Raw genomic sequence first — 20,074 nt, 5'->3', positions numbered from 1 at the left:
AAGAACTTCCGGCCCTTCCGTCATGAGCGTCGATCCAGCCTGGCGACCAGCCGGTCGCCTGCCCACTGGATGCCGCAGACAAGGATGATCAGGACGATGACCACGGCGACCATGACGCTGGTCTCGAAGCGCTGGTAGCCGTAGCGGATGGCGAGATCGCCAAGCCCGCCCGCGCCGATGGCGCCGGCCATGGCCGAGGCGCCGACGAGCGTCACCAGGGTCACCGTGAAGCCGGCGACGATGCCCGGCAGCGCCTCCGGCACCAGCACCTCGCGGATGATCGTCCAGCGGTTGCCGCCCATGGCGCGCGCCGCCTCGATCAGTCCGTGGTCCACCTCGCGCAGCGACACTTCGGCGATGCGCGCGTAGTAGGGCGTGGCGGCGATCGACAGCGGCACGATGGCCGCCCAGGTGCCGATCGAGGTGCCGACGATCAGCCGCGTCAACGGGATCAGCGCCACCAGAAGGATGATGAAGGGAACGGAGCGGAAGCCGTTGATGACCGCAGCGAGGGCGCGGTTCAGCCACAGGCTTTCGGCGATGCCGCCGCGATCGGTGGCGACCAGCGCCAGGCCGAGCGGCAGGCCGAAGACCAGCGAGATGAGGCCGGAGGCTCCGGTCATCAGCACCGTTTCCCAGATCGAACGGAGGAGAAGCTCAAACAGAACCGGCGACATGGCCAAGCACCTCCACCCGCGCCTCGCGGGCCTCCAGGAACGCGATCAGTTTCGGCAGTCGATCGGCATCGTTGCCGGGCAGCGCGAGGAACAAAGTGCCGACAGGCTGCTGCTGGACATGATCGATACCGCCATGGACGAGGCGAAAAGGTCCCGGCACCGCAGTGGCGAGGTCCGACAGCAGCGGGCCGCGCGCGGCCTCGCCGGCGACATCGATCCTCAGGATCGTCTCGCAGCCGCCTGCCGGAACGAGCCGGCTGGCGATCTCATCAGGCAGTTGCGGCCGGATGCCGCCGAGCAGGCTCCTGGTGATCTCGGACCTCGGATCGGCGAAGACCGACCAGACCGGGCCTTCCTCGACGATCCGCCCGGCATCGATCACCGCGACGCGGTCGGCGATCGAGCGGATCACCTCCATCTCGTGGGTGATGAGCAGGATGGTGAGGCCGAGCCGCCGGTTGATGTCCTTGAGCAAAGCGAGGATCGATCGCGTCGTCTCCGGATCGAGCGCCGAGGTCGCCTCGTCGGACAACAGCAGCGCGGGGCGCGCGGCGAGCGCCCTGGCAATGCCGACACGCTGCTTCTGGCCGCCCGACAGCGCGGCCGGATAGGCTTTTGCTTTCTCCGACAAGCCGACGAGTTCCAGGAGCTCAGTCGCGCGCGCCAGACGCTCGGCCCTGGGCCGGCCCTCGATCTTGAGCGGAAGCGCCACATTGTCCTCGACGGTCTTGGCCGAGAGCAGATTAAAATGCTGGAAGATCATGCCGATGCGGCGGCGCAGCGGCTGCAGTTCGCGCTCGCCGAGCCGGCCGATCTCGCGGCCCTCGATGAACACCGCGCCGGAATCCGGCCGCTCCAGCCCGTTCAGGCATCGGATCAGCGTCGACTTGCCGGCGCCGCTGCGGCCGATAATGCCCAATATCTCGCCCTTGCGCACCGTCAGCGAGACGCCGTCGAGCGCCGGCGTCGCGCCAAAGCGCCGCTTCAGGTCGACGAGGCGGACGACATCTTCCCGATCTGCCGGAGGGCTGTGCGCCGGATCGGCCATTTCGGCCGTGACATGCTGGTTCATCTTTGTTTCCGTTTCAGCGATCCGCAAACGCGATGGCGGCCCGCCGAACAGCGGGCCGCCTGCTGCTGCAGCCAGGCGCCGATCAATAGGCGCTGATGCCGGTGCCCTTGTAGACCTTGTCGAATTCGGCCTTCACCGTTTCGTTCTGGTAGGAGGCGACCAGCGTCTTCACCCAGGGTTCGTTCTCGCTGCCGGCCTTGACGGCGATGAAGTTGCGGTAGGGATTGTCGGCCACCGGCTCCTGGGCAATGCGGTTGTCGGGACCGAGGCCGCTCTTCAACGCCCAGTCGGTGTTGACGACGGCGGCGTCGAGATCCTCGACCGAGCGGCCAACGATGCCGGCATCGAGTTCCTTGATGGCGACCTTCTTCGGGTTTTCCGAAATGTCGGCGGTGGTCGCCAGGATGCCGGTGCCGTCCTTCAGCTTGATCACCCCCTCGTTCTGCAGCACATGCAGGGCGCGGCCCTCGTTGGACGGATCGTTGGGCAGGCCGATGACGGCGCCTTCCGGCAGTTCGGCGACCTTGGTGTATTTCTTCGAATAGAGGCCGATCGGCCAGACGCCGGTATAGCCGACGGGGACGATGTGATAGCCTTGCGTCTTGATCTGATTGTCGAGATAGGGCTTGTGCTGGAAGGCGTTGGCGTCGATCTCGCCGCGTTCCAGCGCCTCGTTGGGCTGGGTGTAGTCGTTGAAGACGACGGTCTCGATGGTGAGGCCTTTCTCGGCCGCCTGGGCGACGACGACGCGCCAGACATCCTCGTCCTCGCCGCTGATGATGCCGACCTTGATCGCCTTCTTGTCCTCGGCGAAGGAGGGCGTTGGCGTTGCGAGGCCGACAACGGCAAGCGCCGAGGCAAGAAGCGCCGCAAGTCCGGCGCGCCTGGTGATTGACGTAACGAGAGTTTTTGAAGCGTTGCCGTGTCCGGACATGGTTCTTTCCTTGCGATCCCGAAATCGTATCGGCTTGGCGGAATGCGAAGCCTTAATGACAGCATCGGCAATGCTGGGCGTCCGATCAAAGAACTGCTTTTCTTCTCAGGAACCGAGCAGGAAATATTCTCTCAAAGATTTCACGACAGCGAGCACGCCCGCCGGGGTGCGGGTGAGCGGCGGGAGGCGCCGCCTGGAATCGGCGGCGCCGCCACGGTCGGGAAGTCAGAACGTCTCGACCCAGGGCCTGAGCTCGACCTCGAAGCTCCAGGCGCTGCGGTGCTGGCGGTGGACAGCGAGATAGGTCTCGGCGATCGCGTGGGGCGACAGGCGGCGATCCGGCCGGTCCGGCTCGGTCGCCTGTCCGGGCGGCTCGATCTGGCCGTCGATGATGAAATGCGCAACGTGGATGTTCTTTGGGCTGAGCTCGCGCGCCATCGACTGCGCCAGTCCGCGCAGGCCGAATTTCGGCATGGCGAAACCGGCCGATCCGGAAAAACCCTTGAGGCTGGCGGTGGCGCCGGTGAACAGGATCGAGCCGGAACCGCGCGCCAGCAGCCGCCGCGCCGCCTGCTGGCCGACGAGGAAGCCGCCATAGGCGCCGACCAGCAGCGCTTGTTTCACCGCGTCCGGGTCGAGCTCGGCGATCGGTCCGCGCGTGCGTCCGCTGGCATTGAAGACGGCAAGCGCAAGAGACCCCGCCTTGTCGGCGGCCTCGAACAGGCTGGCCACCGACGCAGCATCGGCAACGTCGGTCTCGACGGCCAGCGCGCCGGTTTCTTCGACCAGCGAGGCGAGCTTGCCGGTGTTGCGGGCGGCCAGCACCACCCGAAAGCCTTCCTTGGTCAGGAGACGCGCCAGCGAGGCGCTCAAGCCCTGCCCCGCGCCTGCGATCACCGCCACATCGGTTGCCATGTTGTCCTCCTTGCAAACGTCTTTCCGCCTGCAGCGTCGCGCCTTCGACGACAAGAGGCAAGAAAGCCTGCTCCGGTGCCTGCGTCAGGAGGACGTGGATACCAAAGGCCTGCCTCGCAAGAAGCTGGCATGCAAATCCGAACGGCCTGGCTCAACCCGGGTTGCGCGACTTACTAGGACCGTTCCGCCTTCAGCACCGAGACCGCCGCCTCGCTGTTGTGGATATGGTCGTTGGCGTCGGGCTGGCGCTGCACCAGCAGCAGGAAGAGAAGGTCGGTCAGGGTCAGCTGCGCGTCGCGCGCGGTGATCGAGGAGGAACGGGCGCGCTCCTCGTCGGCGATGGTGTAGAGGCGGATGTTGGCGACGCGGCTCAGCGGATTGTCGTGCAGGCCGGTGACGGCGATCACGGTGGTGCCGCGCTTGCGGGCAAGCTCGGCGATGCGCAAGGTCTCGATGCTGGCGCCGGAATGGGAGAGCGCGAACAGCACGTCCTCCGGCCCAAGCGTCGAGACATTGGCCATCTGGATGTGGCTGTCGCTGTCGTGCAGCACATTGCGGCCGAGCTTCATCAGCTTGTAGGAGAAATCGCGCGCCACCAGCGAGGAGGCGCCGACGCCGACCAGATGGATGCGGCGCGCGCCATCGAGCAGGTCCAGCGCCCGGGAAAGTATCCGCTCGCTGTTGGCGGCAACGGTCTGCTGCATCGACAGAAGCTTGCTGCCGATCAGCTTCTTGAGGATGACCTGATGGCCGTCGCCGACCTCGATCGAACCGTGGATGACGCCGGCCGGCACCTGCCATTCCTGCGCCTTGGCCTCGCTGACGGCAAGCTTCAGCTCCTGATAGCTGGCATAGCCGAGCTTCTGGCTGAACTTGACGACGCTCGACTGGCTGCGGCCGATCTCGGCCGCGAGCGCCGCCGTCGACAGGCGCAGCATCTGATCGGGATTGTCGACGATGTAGCGGCCGATCTCGCGATCGCCCTGCGCCATCGTCTCGAGCTTGGCCTCGATCTTCTTCAGGACGGACATCGAGTTCCCTTGCGCTGGTCACCAGCCGCCCATCGCGGTTGGCAATGCCTTAGCATGGAATAAATTATTCCAATTTCAATTGACAGCCAAGAATGGTCGATCGAGTGTCAATGGAAGCGGATCGAACCGGGAGTCGGCATGGACAAATTGCGGATCATCGGCGGAAAGCGACTTGAAGGCGCGGTGACGATCTCGGGCGCCAAGAACGCGGCGCTGCCGCAGATCGCGGCGGCACTGCTCAGCCCCTATCCGCTGCAGCTGACCAACCTGCCTTCCGTCACCGACGTCGAGAACATGCTGGGCGTCGTCGGCCTGCACGGCGCCGTGGTCACCAGGTCCGCGCACGCGGCGACGATAGACGCCAGTGCCGCCGTTTCCGCGGAAACGTCCTATGATACGGTCAGAAAAATGCGCGCCACCGTGCTGGTGCTGGGGCCGCTGCTTGCCCGCTTCGGCCATGCCAGGGTGTCGCTGCCGGGCGGCTGCGCCATCGGTGCCCGGCCGGTCGACATGCATGTCGCGGCGCTCGCCGCGCTCGGCGCCGCAATCGGCATCGAAGGCGGATCGATCGTCGCCTCGGCGCCGAAGGGCCTCGCGGGCGCGCGCATCGTACTCAGCTCGCCCTCGGTCGGCGCGACCGAAACGGCGATGATGGCGGCGACGACGGCCAAGGGCGAGACGGAGATCCTCAACGCGGCGCGCGAGCCGGAAGTGGCGGACCTTGCCTCCTGCCTCAACGCCATGGGCGCGCGCATCGAGGGCGCCGGCACGCACCGCATCCTGATCGAGGGCGGCACCAGCTGGCGCGCCGCCACGCATGACATCATCCCCGATCGCATCGAGGCTGGCACCTATGCGGTCGCGGCGGCCATCACCGGCGGCCAGCTTGAGCTCACCCATGCCAGGTTGGAGCACATGGCATCGGTGGTGCAATTGCTGGAGGCCGCCGGGGTGAAAATCTGGCCAGGCGATCGTGGGCTGATCGTGTCGCGCGACGGACCGCTCAAGGCGGTCGACGTCACCACCGAGCCCTATCCGGGATTTCCGACCGACCTGCAGGCGCAGTTCATGGCGCTGATGTGCTGTGCCGACGGCGCCTCGCTGTTGCGCGAGACGATCTTCGAGAACCGTTTCATGCACGTGCCGGAGCTGACGCGGCTCGGCGCCAACATCAAGCTGCAGGGCACGACGGCGCTGGTGCGCGGCGGCGAAAAGCTGCGAGGCGCCCAGGTGATGGCGACGGATCTGCGCGCCTCGGTCTCGCTGGTGCTGGCGGCGCTGGTGTCGGAAGGCGAGACGATCATCAACCGCGTCTACCATCTCGACCGCGGCTATGAGCAGCTCGACCGCAAGCTGCGTCTCTGCGGCGCCGAGATCGAGCGGATCAGCAGATGAGCGCCGACGCGGGCTCGCCGCATTTCTTCCTCGGCGTCGACGGCGGCGGCACCGGCTGCCGGGCCCGCATCGAGGACGAGGCGGGAAACGTTCTCGGGCAAGGCCTGTCCGGCCCGGCGACGACGCGGCTCGGCATCGAGCTGGCCTGGGCCTCCGTCTCGCGGGCCTTCGGTGCGGCGATCGACGAGGCCGGTTTCGGGCCGGCGGAGATCGCCCGGATCCGCGCCGGCATCGGCCTCGCCGGCATCGGCCGCAAGGGGGCGCTGGAGGCGCTCAAGGCGATCGCGCATCCTTTCGCCAGCATCGCTTTCGTCAGCGACGGGGTCGGGGCCTGCCTTGGCGCGCATTCGGGCCAGGACGGCGCCATCGTCATTGCCGGCACCGGCTCGATCGGGCTCGGCTTCGTCGACGGGCGCGACCTGCGCGTCGGCGGCTACGGTTTTCCGATCTCGGACGAAGGCAGCGGCGCCGATCTTGGCCTCAAGGCGGTGCGGCTTGCCCTGCGCGCCCATGACGGACGCTACGAGCGGACGGCGCTGCTCGCCGAAGTCATGCAGCGCTTCAAGGACGATCCGATGGAGGCCGTCGCCTGGATGGACCGCGCCAGCGCCACCGACTACGCGGCGCTGGCGCCGATGGTGATCCGCCATGCCGACCAGGGCGACGCGGCCGGGCGGCGGATCGTGCAGAGCGCGGCCGAGCAGGTCGACACTTTCGTGCGGGTGCTGTTCGACAAGGGCGCGCCGCGGGTAACGCTGCTCGGCGGCCTGTCCAGCCCGCTCGAGCCGTGGCTCGCGCCCGACGTGCGCCGGCGTCTGAAGCCCGCCGACGGCGATGCCGTTTCGGGAGCGATCATCCTGGCCAAAAGGTCCCTCGCCGGTCGCTGACGCGTCTCGTCGATAGGAATAATCTATTCCACTCTGCCGTTGACACTGCGAATATTGAATTCTAAAAAGTTAACGAAGCAGAACCGGCCACAAATATGAGCGCCAATGCCGCGACCGCGGCACTGGTCGGCGTCCGGTGCTGCAACAGATTCCCTGCCAAAAGGCAGCGTTTGAAAGCAAGCGGATGAGCGAACACGGCTTGATGTCCGAGCTGGAGCGGTTGGTTTCCGAGGACCGGAACCCGCGCACGATGGACATCGACCTGTTGCCCACCGCCGACGTGTTGCGCCGGATCAATGACGAGGACAAGGGCGTCGCCGCCGCCGTCGAGAAGGTCATCCCGGAGATAGCGATGGCCGTCGACCGGATCGTGCAAGCCTTCCAGAAGGGCGCGCGGCTGATCTATGTCGGCGCCGGCACCAGCGGCCGGCTGGGCGTCCTCGACGCCTCCGAATGCCCGCCGACCTTCGGCGTTCCCGAAGATATGGTGATCGGCCTCATCGCCGGCGGTGCCGAAGCGCTGGTGCGCGCCGCCGAAGGCGCCGAGGACGATCCGAAGCAGGGCGCGGAGGACCTGCGGGATATCGTCCTCACCGCCGACGACGTGGTGGTCGGCATCGCCGTCAGCGGCCGCACGCCCTACGTCATTGGCGGGCTCAACTACGCCAAGGACGTGGGCGCGACGACGGTGGCGCTGTCCTGCAATCCGCGCTCGACCATTGCCGGCATTGCCGACATCGCCATCTCGCCGGTCGTCGGTCCGGAGGTGCTTACCGGCTCGACCCGGCTGAAGTCGGGCACCGCGCAGAAGCTGGTCCTCAACATGCTGACCACCGCCAGCATGATCCGCATCGGCAAGAGCTACCAGAACCTGATGGTCGACCTCAATCCGTCCAACAAGAAGCTGGTGGCGCGGGCCGTCCGCATCATCATGCAGACGACCGGCTGCACGGCGCAGCAGGCACGGCAGGCGCTGGAGGCGACGGGCAAGGACGTGAAGCTGGCGATCCTGATGGTGATTACCGGCATGGGCGTGGAAGATGCGCGCGAGGCGCTCGGCAAGGCGGGAGGGTTCCTGCGCAAGGCGATCAGCGAAAAGACGGCGTGAAGCCGCACGAGAAAACTGGGCCGACAGTCCGGGGCGCCTGCCCCTTTGAAGCGGTCCGCGGAATTGCAAAGCAAGGTCGAACGAAATGGGAGACGACAATGGTCAAGCATCTGACGAGGAAACTGGTTTCGGGCATGGCGCTTGCGGCGCTGGTCGGCATCGCCGCCGCGCCGTTGGAGGCAAGTGCGGCAACGCTGCACATGGCCTGGGCGCAGGACGCCACCGGGCTCGATCCGCACAAGCAGACCGCCTTTTCGTCCCTGAGGCTCTTGGAGCTGGTCTATGAACCGCTGGTCAGGGTCGATGCCAGCCTGAAGATCGTGCCGGCGATCGCCGATAGCTGGCAGTTCTCGGCCGACGGCAAGGAACTGAGCTTCAAGCTCAACCCGAAAGCCAAGTTCCAGAATGGCGCCGCTGTCACCTCGGCCGACGTGAAGGCCTCGTTCGAGCGCATCCTCGACGAGAAGACCGGGGCGGCTGCCCGCGCCAATTTCCTGTCGATCGCCAGCATCGACACGCCCGATCCGGCGAGCGTCGTCTTCCATCTGTCGCAGCCGGACGTGCCGCTGCTGACGGCGATGAGCGACGTCAACGCGGCCATCGTTCCGGCCAGCGAGATCGCCGCCGGCTCGATAGGCACCAAGGCGATCGGCTCGGGCCCGTTCAAGCTCGATAAATGGGACCCCAACGCCAAGGAAGTGCTCAGCGCCAACAAGGACTGGGCCGGCGGCGCCACCGGCGTCGACGGCATCGAGATCAGCGTGCTGCCGGACGAGACGGCGATCCTGGCGGCGATGCGCACCAAGCAGATCGACTTCGCGCTGCTCAACGACCCGCTGGTCGCCACGCTGGTGCCGAAGGAAGCCAGCCTGCAGCTCAACCGCGTGCCGGTGCTTGCCTATCACGTGCTGCAGCTCAACCCGTCGCGCAAGCCGATGACCGAGCTGAAGGTGCGGCAGGCGATCTCCTGCGCCATCGACCGGCAGGAGGTGCTGGACACCGCCTCGCTCGGCGAGGGCAAGGTGACCGGGCCGCTGACCATTCCCTCGATGGCCACCGATCCCGGCCAGCTGTTCTGCTACAAGCGCGACGTCGAGAAGGCGAAGAAGCTGATGGCCGAAGCCGGCTTTGCCGACGGCTTTTCGGCGACCGTGATCGGCGCCACCGGCGAGCCGCCGACGGCGGCGGCGGAAGCCCAGGTCATCCAGTCGCAGCTCGCCGAGATCGGCGTCAAGCTCGACATCAAGATGATGGAGCTCAACGTTTACGTCGACGCCTGGCTGAAGGGCGATTTCGACATGGCGGTGGCGCTCAATGGCGGCAGGGCCGACCCCTACACAATGTACAACCGCTACTGGACCAAGGCCGGCAATCTGCAGAAGGTGGCCAATTACATCGACGACACGCTGGACAGCCAGATGCAGAAGGGCCGCGCCGAGACCGATCCGGAAAAGCGCAAGGCGATCTTCGCCGAGTTCGAAAAGCACATCGCCGAGGTTTCGCCGTGGATCTGGCTCTACACCTCCTACAGCTACACGGCGCAGCAGAAGAACGTCGCGGGATTCGTGCCGACGCCGACCGGCACGCTGTTCAGTCTGAGCAAGGTCACCATCCAGCAGTGATGGCCGGCGGACGAGAGGTGTTCTTCGCGTGACCTATCTGCTCAGGCGCCTGGCGGTGTTTCCTCTCGTTTTGATCGGCGTCTCCATCGTCGTGTTCGTCGCCATCCGGATGGTTCCGGGTGACGCGATCACGGCGATGCTGGGCACCGAGGCGGGGCTTCTGACGCCGCAGCAGCGCGCTGCGCTGGCCGCCTATTTCGGCATCGACCAGCCCTGGTTCGTCCAGTACGGGCGCTGGCTGCTCGGCTTGCTGCACGGCGATCTCGGCATCTCGACGACCTATGGCAGGCCGGTGCTCGACGTCATCCTCGAGCGCTTCCCGCTGACGCTCGAACTGGCGCTGCTGTCGATGCTGATCGCGCTTGTGGTCGGCGTGCCCGCCGGCGTCTTTGCCGCCACGCGCAACGAGAAGCTCTCCGACCTCGGCGTGCGCGTCGCCGCCATGATCGGCCAGTCGACGCCGAACTTCGTGCTGGCGCTGCTGATCATCTACACGCTGTCGGCCGGCTTCGGCGTGCTGCCGGCGATGGGCGAGTTCGCGCCGCTGTGGCAGGATCCGCTGCGCAATCTCGGCCAATTGATCCTGCCCGCCATCACGCTCGGCTTCGCCTTCGCCGCCTCGGTCACCCGCATCTCGCGCTCGGCCATGCTCGACGTCTTGAGCGACGACTATGTGCGCACCGCCCGCAGCAAGGGCGCCTCGGCGCGCAGCGTCATCTGGCGCCATGCCTTGCCCAACGCGCTGATCCCGGTGGTGACGCTGAGCGGCATCGAATTCGGCTATCTGCTCGGCGGCGCAGTCATCGTGGAGCAGATCTATGCGCTGCCCGGCCTCGGACGGCTGGTGCTCGACGCGATCCTGCAGCGCGACTATGCGCTGGTGCAGGGATGCGTGCTGTTCATCGCCTTCAACTTCATGATCGTCAATCTCCTGGTCGACCTCGCCTATGCCGCGCTCGATCCGCGCATCCGGCTGGGGGAGAATTGATGCGCATCCTCAAAGCCATCTTCGCGCATACCAGCGGCCGCATCGGCGGTTTCATCGTCGGGCTCTATCTCCTGCTTGCCGTGCTTGGCCTGCTCGGGCTGACGCCGCACGACCCGCTGACGCAGTACCGTGTCGACCGCCTGCACGCGCCAGGCGCCGCCTACTGGATGGGCACCGACCTGTTCGGCCGCGACGTCGCGAGCCGGCTGATGATGGGCATCGGCCAGTCCTTCACCGTCGCCTTCTTCTCGGTGGCTTTCGCCACGCTCGCCGGCACCGTCCTCGGCCTCGCTGCGGCCTGGTTCGGGCGCCGCTGGGACGGCGTGCTGATGCGGATCATGGACGTGCTGCTCGCCTTCCCGGCGATCCTCCTGGCACTGCTCATCGTCGCCGTCGCCGGTCCCGGCACCTGGACCAGCGTGCTTGCCATCGGCATCGTCTACACGCCGATCTTCACGCGCGTGGTGCGCGGCCCGGCGCTGTCGCTCAGGGCGCGCGAATTCGTCGACGCCGCGCGCACCTTCGGCAGCAGTTCAAGCTACATCCTGACCAGGCACCTGCTGCTCAATCTGGTCGCGCCGCTGACCGTCCAGGTGACGCTGGCGCTGGCCTGGGCGCTGCTCACCGAAGCCGGCTTGAGCTTCCTCGGTCTCGGCACGCAGCCGCCCGCAGCCTCGCTCGGCCTGATGCTGAGTGACAGCCGCAATCTTATGGAAACGGCGCCGTGGCTGATGATCTTCCCGGGCATCGCCATCATGATCAGCATCCTCGGCTTCAACCTTTTGGGCGACGCCCTGCGCGACATTCTCGATCCGAAGATGCGGAGGGCGATCGCGTGATCCCGCTGCTTTCCGTATCCGATCTCAGCGTCGGCTTCGGCCGCAAGGCCGAGGCCTATGAAGTTGTCCGTGGCGTGAGCTTCGAGCTCGCCGACGGCGAGACGCTCGCCATCGTCGGCGAGAGCGGCTCCGGCAAGTCGGTCACCGCGCTGTCGATCAACCGGCTCGTCGATTTCGGCGGCGGCAAGATCACCAGCGGCTCGATCCGGCTGAGGCGCGGCGACGGCGGCGTTCTCGATCTAGCGCGAGCGGCCGAACCGCAACTGACGAAGATCCGCGGCGCCGAGATCGGCATGATCTTCCAGGAGCCGATGACCTCGCTCAATCCGGTGCTGAGCATCGGTACGCAGATTGCGGAATCGTTCCGCCTGCATCGCGGCCTGACCGGCCGCCAGGCGATGGCCGCCGCCAAGGATGCGCTCGACCGGGTACGCATCCCCGATGCGGCGCGGCGGCTGAAATACACGCCGAACCAGCTTTCCGGCGGCATGCTGCAGCGGGTGATGATCGCCACGGCGCTTGCCTGCAATCCGCGCCTGCTGATCGCCGACGAGCCGACGACGGCGCTCGACGTGACGGTGCAGGCGCAGATCATGGCGCTGCTGGCCGAGCTGAAGCGCGAGACCGACATGTCGATGATCTTCATCACCCACGATATCGGCCTCGTCGCCGGCATCGCCGACAAGGTGATGGTGATGCAGAACGGACAGGCCGTCGAACAGGGCGAGCTGAACCAGATCCTCGACCATCCGCGGCATGCCTATACGCAGCATTTGCTGCACGCCGTGCCGCATTTCGCCAGCGGCAAGGCAACGCGTTCGGACGGGCGGCGCGAGAAGGCGCCTGACGCCGAGCCGGCGCTCAAGGTCGACGGGCTTGCCGTGCGCTATCCGGTCAGGAGCGGCCTGTTCGGGCGCGCCACCGGCGCAGTGCATGCCGTCGACGGCGTCGATTTCGAGCTGATGCCGGGCGAGACGCTGGCCATTGTCGGCGAGAGCGGCTCCGGCAAGTCGACCACGGCCCGCGCGGTGCTAGGCCTGGTGCGCTCGACGCGCGGCAGCTTTTCGGCCAGCGTCCGCAAGGCCGCCGCCGGGCAGAGCGCACTGCCGATCCAGATGGTGTTCCAGAACCCCTATGCTTCGCTCAATCCCCGACTGACGATCGAGAGCATCCTCGCCGAACCGGTGATCGCCAGCGGCGGCCGCGTGAATGCAGAGACGCGGGCGAGGATGACGACGCTGCTGAAGCGCGTCGGCCTGCCGGAAAACAGCCTGGAGCGCTATCCGCACGAATTCTCCGGCGGTCAGCGGCAAAGGCTGTGCATAGCGCGCGCGTTGATGCTCAACCCGTCCGTCGTCGTGCTCGACGAAGCGGTTTCGGCGCTCGACGTCTCGGTACAGGCTCGGGTGCTGGAGCTTCTGGTCGACCTGCAGCGCGAATTTGGCCTGGCCTATCTGTTCATCTCGCACGACATGGCCGTGGTGGAACGCATCGCGCACCGGATCGCCGTGATCTATGCCGGCCAGATCGTCGAGATCGGCGATGCGAAGTCGGTGCTGTCGGCGCCCAGGCATGCCTACACGAAGAAGCTCATCGCGGCGGTGCCGACCATCGAGCGGCGGCGCCAGCGTTTCGAACTGGACACGCGGCAAGTGCCGTCGCTGGTGCGGCCGCTGGGGTTTGAACCGGGGCCAGCAAAGTGGGATGTGTTTGGGTCGGATCACAGAGTGAGGATCGAGGGGTGAAGGATAGCGCTCAAAGATGCGCAGGCTTGGCGGGACAGCACTCCCCTCCGGCCTGCCGGCCAGAGGGGTGTGGGACGGATCGCTGCCTCTCCGATGGAGGCCGATATTGACCGCCCTCGCCGAGCTCTTCACTCACGCCTTCGCGCCGCTCGAAACCGCGGTGAACGAGGGCCGCATTCCGGGCGGCGTGTTAGGGATTGTCGAGCGCGGCGGCGCCCGCGTTGTGCGTGCAACAGGCCTCGCCCAACGCGTGCCCGAACCCAGGCCCATGCATGAAGGAACCTGGTTCGATCTCGCCTCCCTGACCAAGGTCATCTTCACCACGCCGCGCATTCTCAAGCTGGCGGAGGATGCCGTCATCGACCTCGACACGCCGTTGATCTCGGCGCTGCCGGACCTGCGCCAATATGACGAGAAGGCGTGGGAGCGAAAGGTAACGTTTCGCCAGTGCCTCGGCCACCAGACGCCGTTTCCGGCCGTCGCGCCCATATACACCTATGGCCGCGATCCCGACCTCTTGCGCGCCTTCATCCTGCAGCGCGAATGGCAGGCCGGCATGCCGGTCTATTCCGACATCAACTTCATCCTGCTCGGCTTCGCGATGGAGCGCCTGTCGGGCAAGAGGATCCGCGCCATGGATCCCGGTCCGGGCTTCGCCTTCTCGGCCGCGCCGGACCAGGCGGCGGCGACGGAAGACTGCACCTGGCGCCACCGCGTGCTCTCAGGCGAGGTGCATGACGACAATTGCTCGGCGCTCGAGGGCGCCGGCCATGCCGGCCTGTTCGGCACGGCTGCCTCGGTCCTCGATTTCGCGCAAGGGCTGCTCGACGGCACCGGCGCCTCGCCGGCCTCGATCGCGCTGATGCGGGCGCCGCTGTCGGCCACCCGCACCCATGGCTGGGAACGCCCTTACGAAGGCTGGTCCGGCGGCGGGCTCTGCAGCCCCGGCACGATCGGCCATACCGGCTTCACCGGCACCGGGCTGTGGATCGACTTCGACAAAGGCAGGGCCTGGACCTTGCTCACCAACCGGATCCATCCGACACGTCATTTCAACAGCGGAATCGCCGCGCTTCGCCAGGCTGTCGGCGATCGGATCAACGAGGACTAGCAACCCATGCAACCAATCTGGGCCGTCGGCCTGATGACCGGCACCGTGCTTGACGGCAATATCGACGTCGCGCTGATCAGGACCGACGGCGAGCGGATCGCCGATTTCGGCACCTATGCGCTGGCGCCCTACTCGCAATCGATCCGTACCCTGCTGGAGGAGACGCTGCTGAAGGCGCGCGCGTGGAACTTCACCGGACCGGAACCGGCGATCTTCCGCGAGGCCGAGGAGGCGCTGACGCGCGCGCAATCGGCGGCCGTGAAGGACCTTGTCGAAAGCCATGGCCTGACCATGGCCGATATCGGCGTCGTCGGCTTCCACGGCCAGACGGTGCTGCATCGCGCGCCGGAGGCCGGCCGGCTCGGCCAGACCCGCCAGCTCGGCGACGGCGAGCTGATGCACTCGATCCTCGGAACCAAGGTCGCCTACGACTTCCGCTCGGCCGACATGCGCGCCGGCGGACAGGGCGCGCCACTGGCGGCTGCCTATCACACCGCGCTGCTGCGCGCGGCGGATGCCAGCGGCGACATGGCGGTGCTCAATCTCGGCGGCGTCGCCAACATCACCTGGTGGGACGGCAAGGACAATGTCGTCGCCTTCGACACCGGACCGGCCAACGCGCCGCTCAACGATTTCATCAAGGCAAAGGGGCTTGGCGACATGGATCGCGACGGCGCGCTGGCGCGCGCCGGCACGGTGGACGAGGCGCGGCTCGCAAGGCTGCTGCAACATCCCTATCTGACCAAGCCCTATCCGAAATCGCTCGACCGTTTCGACTTCACCGCCGCGATGGCCGAAGGCCTCGGCGCCGAGGATGGCGCAGCCTTGCTGACCGCCTTCACCGCCGCCGCCGTCGGCAAGGCGCTCGACCTTCTGCCGCATCGGCCGAAACGGCTGGTGGTCAGCGGCGGCGGCCGCCACAACCCGACGATGATGGCGATGCTCGCCAGCCGTTCCGGCGTCGAGGCCGTGCAAGCCGAGACGCTGGGCTGGAAGGGCGACGCGGTCGAGGCGGAGTGTTTTGCGTTCCTGGCGGTGCGGGTGCTGCGCGGCCTGCCGATCAGTTTTCCGAGCACGACCGGCGTGCCGCAGCCGATGCGCGGCGGGAAGCTCGCCGGGTAGGTTTTGGTTGACGCAATTCCGGACCGCCGATCAGGCGGCAGTCAGGCTCTTCTGCAGGAAGATGCGGCTGCGGCCGATGGGGAAATCGGGCAGCGTGCCGAACCGCTGGTAACCCTGGCGCTCATAGGCCCTCGCCGCCTTGGGATTGAAGGTGTCGATCCAGGCGCCGTGGCAGCCGCGCGCCACCGCCTCCTGTTCGGCCGCCTGCAGCATCTGGCCCGCCATGTGCTGGCCGCGCAGGCTCTCGTCGACCCACAGCCATTGCACGAAGAGCCAGCCCCAGGCGGTGTAGCCGGAGATGCCGGCGACGACCTTGCCAGCCTCGTCGCGAACGAAGACGGCGAGCGCCTTTCGGCCCGAGGCGCCGACATCGGCGTCGTTGAAGGCCGTGAGTTGCTCGCCGAGGAAGGCGAGTTCCTGCGCCGAAGGATCGGCGGTGGTCTCAAGCGTCGTCTTCATCGCTTCGTCCAGTTCGGTTCCATTTGCCAGCCTTAGCGAAGGACCGAACAGGGACGCAAGCTTACTGCTGGGCAGTGCCTGCCGAGCGCCATGCCGCCGCCGAAGCGGCGACCAGCATCAGCAGGGCCGCGATCACGGCGCAATTGGCGAAGCCGAGGCTCGTATAGAGCGGGCCGAAGCCGGCGGTGCCGATGGAGACGGCGAGATAGGTGACGGAGCTGTTCAGGCCCATGATGGTGCCGCGCTGCGTGGGGTCGAGCGCGGTCAGGCGCATCACCAGGACGTTCAGCCCGAAATGGTTGGCAAGGCCCCAGAGGGCGATCGTCGCCATGAGCAGGCCGAAGCTGCCGCTGGCGGTGGCCATGGCGACATAGACGGCCGCCACCAGCAGATAGGCGAACGGCATGACGCGCCGGGCGCCGAGGCGGTCGATGACGCCGTCGAGCAGTGCCGCCGCGCCAAAGCCGAAACCATAGGCGAGTGCCGCCAGGCCATTGGCGCTGACCGGCTCGCCGAGGCCCTGGTGAAGGTGATCGCCGAGATAGCCGTAGACGCCGTAGAAGGCGGTCATGAAGGCGCCGCAGGCGATCAGCAGCGGCAGGATGCCGGGAACGGCGAGGGCGCCGAGCGGCGAAGGCGCCGGGCCGCTTTTCTTGCTGTCGCGCAGCGAACTCATTGTCAGGCCGACGACGGCGGTCGCGGCCAGGAGCGCGACGGCGGCGAAGACGGCGCGCCAGTGCACGAGATCGGCAAGCACGGCCGACAGCGAGACGCCGGCCACCATGGAGAGCGTCCAGCCGGTCAGCACGACGCCGATGGTGCCGCTTTCGCGGCCGGGCGGCGCGATCGCCGCCGAACTCGCGTAGATCGCCGGCATGGCGACGCCGGCGGCGATGCCGGCGACCAGCTGGGCCGCGACCAGCGCCGTCACCGTCGGTGCCAGCGCGCTGGCGACCAGGGCCAGCGCCAGCAGCAGCAATGCGCCCTGCAGCATGCGGCGCGCGCCCACCCGGTCGATATAGCGGGCAAGGAAGAGCGCGCTGGCCGAGGTGCCGAGGCCAAAGGCAGCGGCCGCGCTCATCACCGCCGGCACGCTCGTCCCGAACGAGGTCGCCACGGCGGGCGCGATCGGGCCGAGAACCAGCGAGTTGGAACCGATGACGGCGATGCAGCCGGTCAGGAGATAGGCGAGCGCCGGGATCGGCGGCCGGGGCGCCGCCACCAGAATTGCTGATTGATCACTGTTCGACATATGCTCATAATGGCCGTATTTAATTCGGCATCAATGAGGAATTCCGATATGGATGAAGAAACAGATGGCATTCAGCGGAACAGGCAGCCTACCCGCGATATCGACCCTATCGACCGAAAGATATTAGGCATCCTGGTCGACGACGCGACCATCAGCTACGCCGAGCTCGGCGATCGCGTCGGCCTGTCGCCGCCGGCGGCGCATGAGCGGGTGAAGCGCCTCAAGCGCAGCGGCGCCATCCGCGCCACGGCGGCGATCATCGATCCCAGAGCGGTGAAGAAGCCGCTGCTCGCCTTCGTGCATATCGACACCAGGGGCTGGGGCAAGACGCCGGAGCTGATGGCGGTGTCCGAATTCCCCGAAGTCGAGGAGATCCATACGGTGGCCGGCGACACCTGCATGCTGCTCAAGGTCCGCACCGAGGACACGCGCGCGCTGGAGGGATTGCTGTCACGGCTTTACGAAACGCCGGGCGTCACCTCGACGCGCAGCTATGTGGTGCTGTCGACGTATCTCGAGCGGCCGGTGCAGCCCGGCATCACCCAGGAATGGCCGGCGCCCCGGCATATGGCGACGCCGGTCTACTAGAGCATGATGCCGAAAAGTGTGAAGCGGTTTTCGGGCGACATCATGCTCTATTTCTCTGATTTAGAGCCGGATTCAGATTTCAGGTCGATTCGACCTGAAATCATCCGGCTCTAGGCGTTACCCTCACTGAAAGCTGCACACGCTTCTGCACAAAATTTACGCATGCAATAATTTCTCATAACGCGTTGAAACTTGAAAACTTGTCTGTAAAGTTTCACCTTGCAGGTGCGCGCCGGCGCGCTCTAAGTAGGTGCCGGGGCAGTCGCATGGAACCGAGGATTCTTCGGATGTCCATGCCGCGAGGGTTGGAATGGCGATGACGCACAAGACCATGGAGGATTTCGCCCGTTCCTGCGGCGTCTCCAGACCGACGCTGTCGAAATATTTCGACGATCCGACCAGCGTCAAGCCGGCGACCAGAAAGCGCATCGAGGAGGCGCTGCGCTCCTCCGACTATCAGCCGAATCTGTTCGCCCGCAACCTCAACCGCAAGCGCACCCGCAGCATCGGCATCGTCGTGCCGACGGTGACCGACCCGTTCTATTCGGAAATGGTCAGCCGCATCGAGCTTCGGCTGCGCGACGAAGGCTATTGGCCGATCGTCATTTCCTCGCACGGCTCGACCGAGCTCGAGGTCGAGGCGACGCGGACCATCCTGTCCTTGAAGGTCTCCGGCGCGCTCGTCGCGCCGCTCGGGCGGCGCTCCGATCACCGCACGCTGGAGAAGCTGACGCAGGCCATCCCGATCGTTTATTTCGACACTTATCTCGATGGCGGCACGCCCTTCGTCGGCAACAACAACACGCAGAGCGTCGCGACGATCGTCGAGTATCTCTGCCGATCGGGCGACGCGCCGGTCTATTTCGACATCCCGCATGTCAACCACAACTCGCCCGAACGGCTGGCCAGCTATGTCGCCTCGATGAAGCGGCTCGGGCATGAGCCGATCGTCATAGGCAATACCAGGGACTACACTTGGGATTTCGAGCGGATCGGCTACGAACAGACCGAGAGGATGCTCGGCAGTGGCGGCCTGCCGGGCAAGACCATCCTGTGCAACAACGATCGTCTCGCCTTCGGCGTGATGGCGGCCGCCTTCTCGAAGGGGATCAAGGTCGGCCGCAAGGCGGACTGCGACCTCAGGGTCGCGGCGCATGACGATCATCCGCTCAGCCGCTACACCTGCCCCGGCCTCACCACCATGGCGCAGGACTTCGCCGCCATGGCCGGGCGCAGCGTCGAAACGCTGCTGGGGCTGCTCAACGAGGACGGGACGGCGGTGGCGCCCAAGGTCAATCTCGACGCGACGCTGGTGATGCGCCAGTCGGCGTGACCTGAACCTCGACAGACCCGACCCAACTCAACCGGGATCGAAGCTCCGCCAGGCGGCGACCGCCGCCTCGACAGCCTGCCGCGATGCCGGGCCGTGGCGGCCCATCGAGACGAAGCCGTGGATCTGGCCCGGCCAGCGCTTGAGCACCACCGGCACGCCGTCGTTATGGAGACGCCTGGCATAGGCCTCGCCCTCGTCGGCGAGGATGTCGTGGCCGGCGATGGCGACGAAGGCGGGGGCGGCACCGGCAAGGCCTTTGGTCTTCAGCGGCGAGACGCGCCAGTCGTCGATGTCGCCGGCGTCGCGAACATATTGGTCGCGGAACCATGCCATGGTCGAGGCGGTCAGGCCGAAACCCTCGGCGAAGCGTCGGTAACTGTCCGCCGTCTGCGCGGCATCGGTGTTGGGGTAGAGCAGAAGCTGTGCGGTCACCGGAATCCGGTCGTCCCGCGCGAGCAGGCTGAGCACGGCGGCGAGATTGCCGCCGGCGCTGTCGCCCGCAACGGCGATGCGCCCAGCATCGATGCCGAGAGCGGCGGCCTCATCCCGCATGAAGGAGAGCGCGGCGCGGCAGTCCTCGACCGCCGCCGGAAACTTGTGCTCCGGCGCCAGCCTGTAGGCGGGCGAAACGACGACGCATGCCGCGATGTTGGCGAACCAGCGGCAGATCTCGTCATGCGAGTCGAGATTGCCGATCACCCAGCCACCGCCGTGCAGATAGAGCAGCGCGGGAGCAGCCCGGGACGGAGCCCCCTGCCCGCGATAGATTCTTACCACCAGCGATCCGCCGGGTCCGGCGAGCGTGCGCTCGCCGACCAGGCCGACCGGCTCGCGCTCGCCCTGCAGGTCCGGAGAGCCCTGGTCATAGGCGCGGCGCGCCTCTTCGGGCGTGCCGGTCTCGAACGGCGGGGCGGCGGCCTGCCGGCCGAGATCGAGCACGTGGCGGGCTTGCGGATCGAGCCCGGCTGCCGTCGAGGGCGATGTCGTCATCGGGCG

19 protein-coding genes are annotated in these 20,074 nt (G+C 66.8%); 11 read left to right on the top strand and 8 right to left on the bottom strand.

Features of this window, described 5'->3' with window-relative positions; genetic code table 11:
* Nucleotides 1-20 precede the first annotated feature (20 nt).
* From EN786_RS23975 to EN786_RS23955, 5 genes are all read right to left on the bottom strand, one after another.
* Entirely contained in the window at nucleotides 21-677 is a 657-nt protein-coding gene (locus EN786_RS23975; protein ID WP_135908915.1) for a methionine ABC transporter permease, read from the bottom strand.
* Nucleotides 658-1,749, bottom strand: a complete 1,092-nt coding sequence (locus tag EN786_RS23970) for a methionine ABC transporter ATP-binding protein (protein ID WP_127311224.1) — start codon at nucleotides 1,747-1,749, stop codon at nucleotides 658-660. Before EN786_RS23970 ends, EN786_RS23975 begins: the two co-directional genes overlap by 20 nt.
* 82 nt (nucleotides 1,750-1,831) lie before the next feature.
* Entirely contained in the window at nucleotides 1,832-2,683 is an 852-nt protein-coding gene (locus tag EN786_RS23965) for a MetQ/NlpA family lipoprotein (protein ID WP_127311225.1), read from the bottom strand.
* Between the two features lie 225 nt (nucleotides 2,684-2,908).
* Nucleotides 2,909-3,598: an SDR family NAD(P)-dependent oxidoreductase gene (locus EN786_RS23960; protein WP_127311226.1), complete on the bottom strand. Its 690-nt coding sequence runs from the start codon at nucleotides 3,596-3,598 to the stop codon at nucleotides 2,909-2,911.
* 173 nt (nucleotides 3,599-3,771) lie between these two features.
* Nucleotides 3,772-4,629 (bottom strand): MurR/RpiR family transcriptional regulator, encoded by an 858-nt coding sequence (locus EN786_RS23955; RefSeq protein WP_127311227.1) that lies wholly within the window; start codon nucleotides 4,627-4,629, stop codon nucleotides 3,772-3,774.
* Between the two features lie 138 nt (nucleotides 4,630-4,767).
* On the opposite strand from EN786_RS23955, the gene murA reads away from it, so the two are divergent.
* From murA to EN786_RS23910, 9 genes are all read left to right on the top strand, one after another.
* A complete protein-coding gene (gene murA / locus EN786_RS23950) occupies nucleotides 4,768-6,024 on the top strand; it encodes a UDP-N-acetylglucosamine 1-carboxyvinyltransferase (RefSeq protein ID WP_127311228.1) in 1,257 nt (418 codons plus the stop codon).
* Complete coding sequence (locus EN786_RS23945; protein ID WP_127311229.1) at nucleotides 6,021-6,911, top strand: N-acetylglucosamine kinase; 891 nt, start codon at nucleotides 6,021-6,023, stop codon at nucleotides 6,909-6,911. The genes murA and EN786_RS23945 overlap by 4 nt, the downstream gene beginning before the upstream one ends.
* 184 nt (nucleotides 6,912-7,095) lie before the next feature.
* The gene (gene murQ, locus EN786_RS23940; RefSeq protein ID WP_135908913.1) at nucleotides 7,096-8,019 is read left to right on the top strand and encodes an N-acetylmuramic acid 6-phosphate etherase; all 924 of its coding nucleotides are present in this window, start codon (nucleotides 7,096-7,098) and stop codon (nucleotides 8,017-8,019) included.
* Nucleotides 8,020-8,117: 98 nt separating this feature from the next.
* Nucleotides 8,118-9,641 carry an ABC transporter substrate-binding protein gene (locus tag EN786_RS23935; RefSeq protein WP_127310589.1) on the top strand — a complete coding sequence of 508 codons (1,524 nt, stop codon included), beginning with the start codon at nucleotides 8,118-8,120 and terminating at the stop codon, nucleotides 9,639-9,641.
* Nucleotides 9,642-9,669: 28 nt separating this feature from the next.
* Entirely contained in the window at nucleotides 9,670-10,629 is a 960-nt protein-coding gene (locus tag EN786_RS23930; RefSeq protein WP_127310590.1) for an ABC transporter permease, read from the top strand.
* On the top strand, nucleotides 10,629-11,468 hold the full coding sequence (locus tag EN786_RS23925; RefSeq protein WP_127310591.1) for an ABC transporter permease: 840 nt from the start codon (nucleotides 10,629-10,631) through the stop codon (nucleotides 11,466-11,468). Before EN786_RS23930 ends, EN786_RS23925 begins: the two co-directional genes overlap by 1 nt.
* Nucleotides 11,465-13,213, top strand: coding sequence for an ABC transporter ATP-binding protein (locus EN786_RS23920; RefSeq protein ID WP_127310592.1), 1,749 nt, complete (start codon nucleotides 11,465-11,467; stop codon nucleotides 13,211-13,213). Before EN786_RS23925 ends, EN786_RS23920 begins: the two co-directional genes overlap by 4 nt.
* A 106-nt stretch (nucleotides 13,214-13,319) precedes the next feature.
* Nucleotides 13,320-14,324, top strand: a complete 1,005-nt coding sequence (locus EN786_RS23915) for a serine hydrolase (protein WP_245478318.1) — start codon at nucleotides 13,320-13,322, stop codon at nucleotides 14,322-14,324.
* A 6-nt stretch (nucleotides 14,325-14,330) separates the two neighbouring features.
* Nucleotides 14,331-15,446 (top strand): anhydro-N-acetylmuramic acid kinase, encoded by a 1,116-nt coding sequence (locus EN786_RS23910; protein WP_127310594.1) that lies wholly within the window; start codon nucleotides 14,331-14,333, stop codon nucleotides 15,444-15,446.
* A gap of 30 nt (nucleotides 15,447-15,476) precedes the next feature.
* On the opposite strand, the gene EN786_RS23905 is transcribed toward EN786_RS23910, so the two are convergent.
* Together EN786_RS23905 and EN786_RS23900 are read right to left on the bottom strand one after the other, a co-directional pair.
* Nucleotides 15,477-15,905 (bottom strand): GNAT family N-acetyltransferase, encoded by a 429-nt coding sequence (locus EN786_RS23905; RefSeq protein ID WP_127310595.1) that lies wholly within the window; start codon nucleotides 15,903-15,905, stop codon nucleotides 15,477-15,479.
* 61 nt (nucleotides 15,906-15,966) lie between these two features.
* A complete protein-coding gene (locus tag EN786_RS23900; protein ID WP_127310596.1) occupies nucleotides 15,967-17,157 on the bottom strand; it encodes an MFS transporter in 1,191 nt (396 codons plus the stop codon).
* A 48-nt stretch (nucleotides 17,158-17,205) separates the two neighbouring features.
* Between EN786_RS23900 and EN786_RS23895 the strand changes: the two genes are divergently transcribed.
* Together EN786_RS23895 and EN786_RS23890 are read left to right on the top strand one after the other, a co-directional pair.
* Nucleotides 17,206-17,745 (top strand): Lrp/AsnC family transcriptional regulator, encoded by a 540-nt coding sequence (locus EN786_RS23895; protein WP_127310597.1) that lies wholly within the window; start codon nucleotides 17,206-17,208, stop codon nucleotides 17,743-17,745.
* A 310-nt stretch (nucleotides 17,746-18,055) separates the two neighbouring features.
* A complete protein-coding gene (locus EN786_RS23890; protein ID WP_127310598.1) occupies nucleotides 18,056-19,078 on the top strand; it encodes a LacI family DNA-binding transcriptional regulator in 1,023 nt (340 codons plus the stop codon).
* Between the two features lie 27 nt (nucleotides 19,079-19,105).
* On the opposite strand, the gene EN786_RS23885 is transcribed toward EN786_RS23890, so the two are convergent.
* Nucleotides 19,106-20,068 carry an alpha/beta hydrolase gene (locus EN786_RS23885; RefSeq protein ID WP_127282929.1) on the bottom strand — a complete coding sequence of 321 codons (963 nt, stop codon included), beginning with the start codon at nucleotides 20,066-20,068 and terminating at the stop codon, nucleotides 19,106-19,108.
* Between the last annotated feature and the right edge of the window lie 6 nt (nucleotides 20,069-20,074).

Source organism: Mesorhizobium sp. M4B.F.Ca.ET.143.01.1.1, from assembly GCF_004792275.1.
In the GTDB taxonomy this organism is placed as follows: Bacteria; Pseudomonadota; Alphaproteobacteria; order Rhizobiales; family Rhizobiaceae; genus Mesorhizobium; species Mesorhizobium abyssinicae.
Note: the sequence above shows the minus strand (reverse complement) of the source record. Positions and strands in the feature narration are given on the sequence as shown.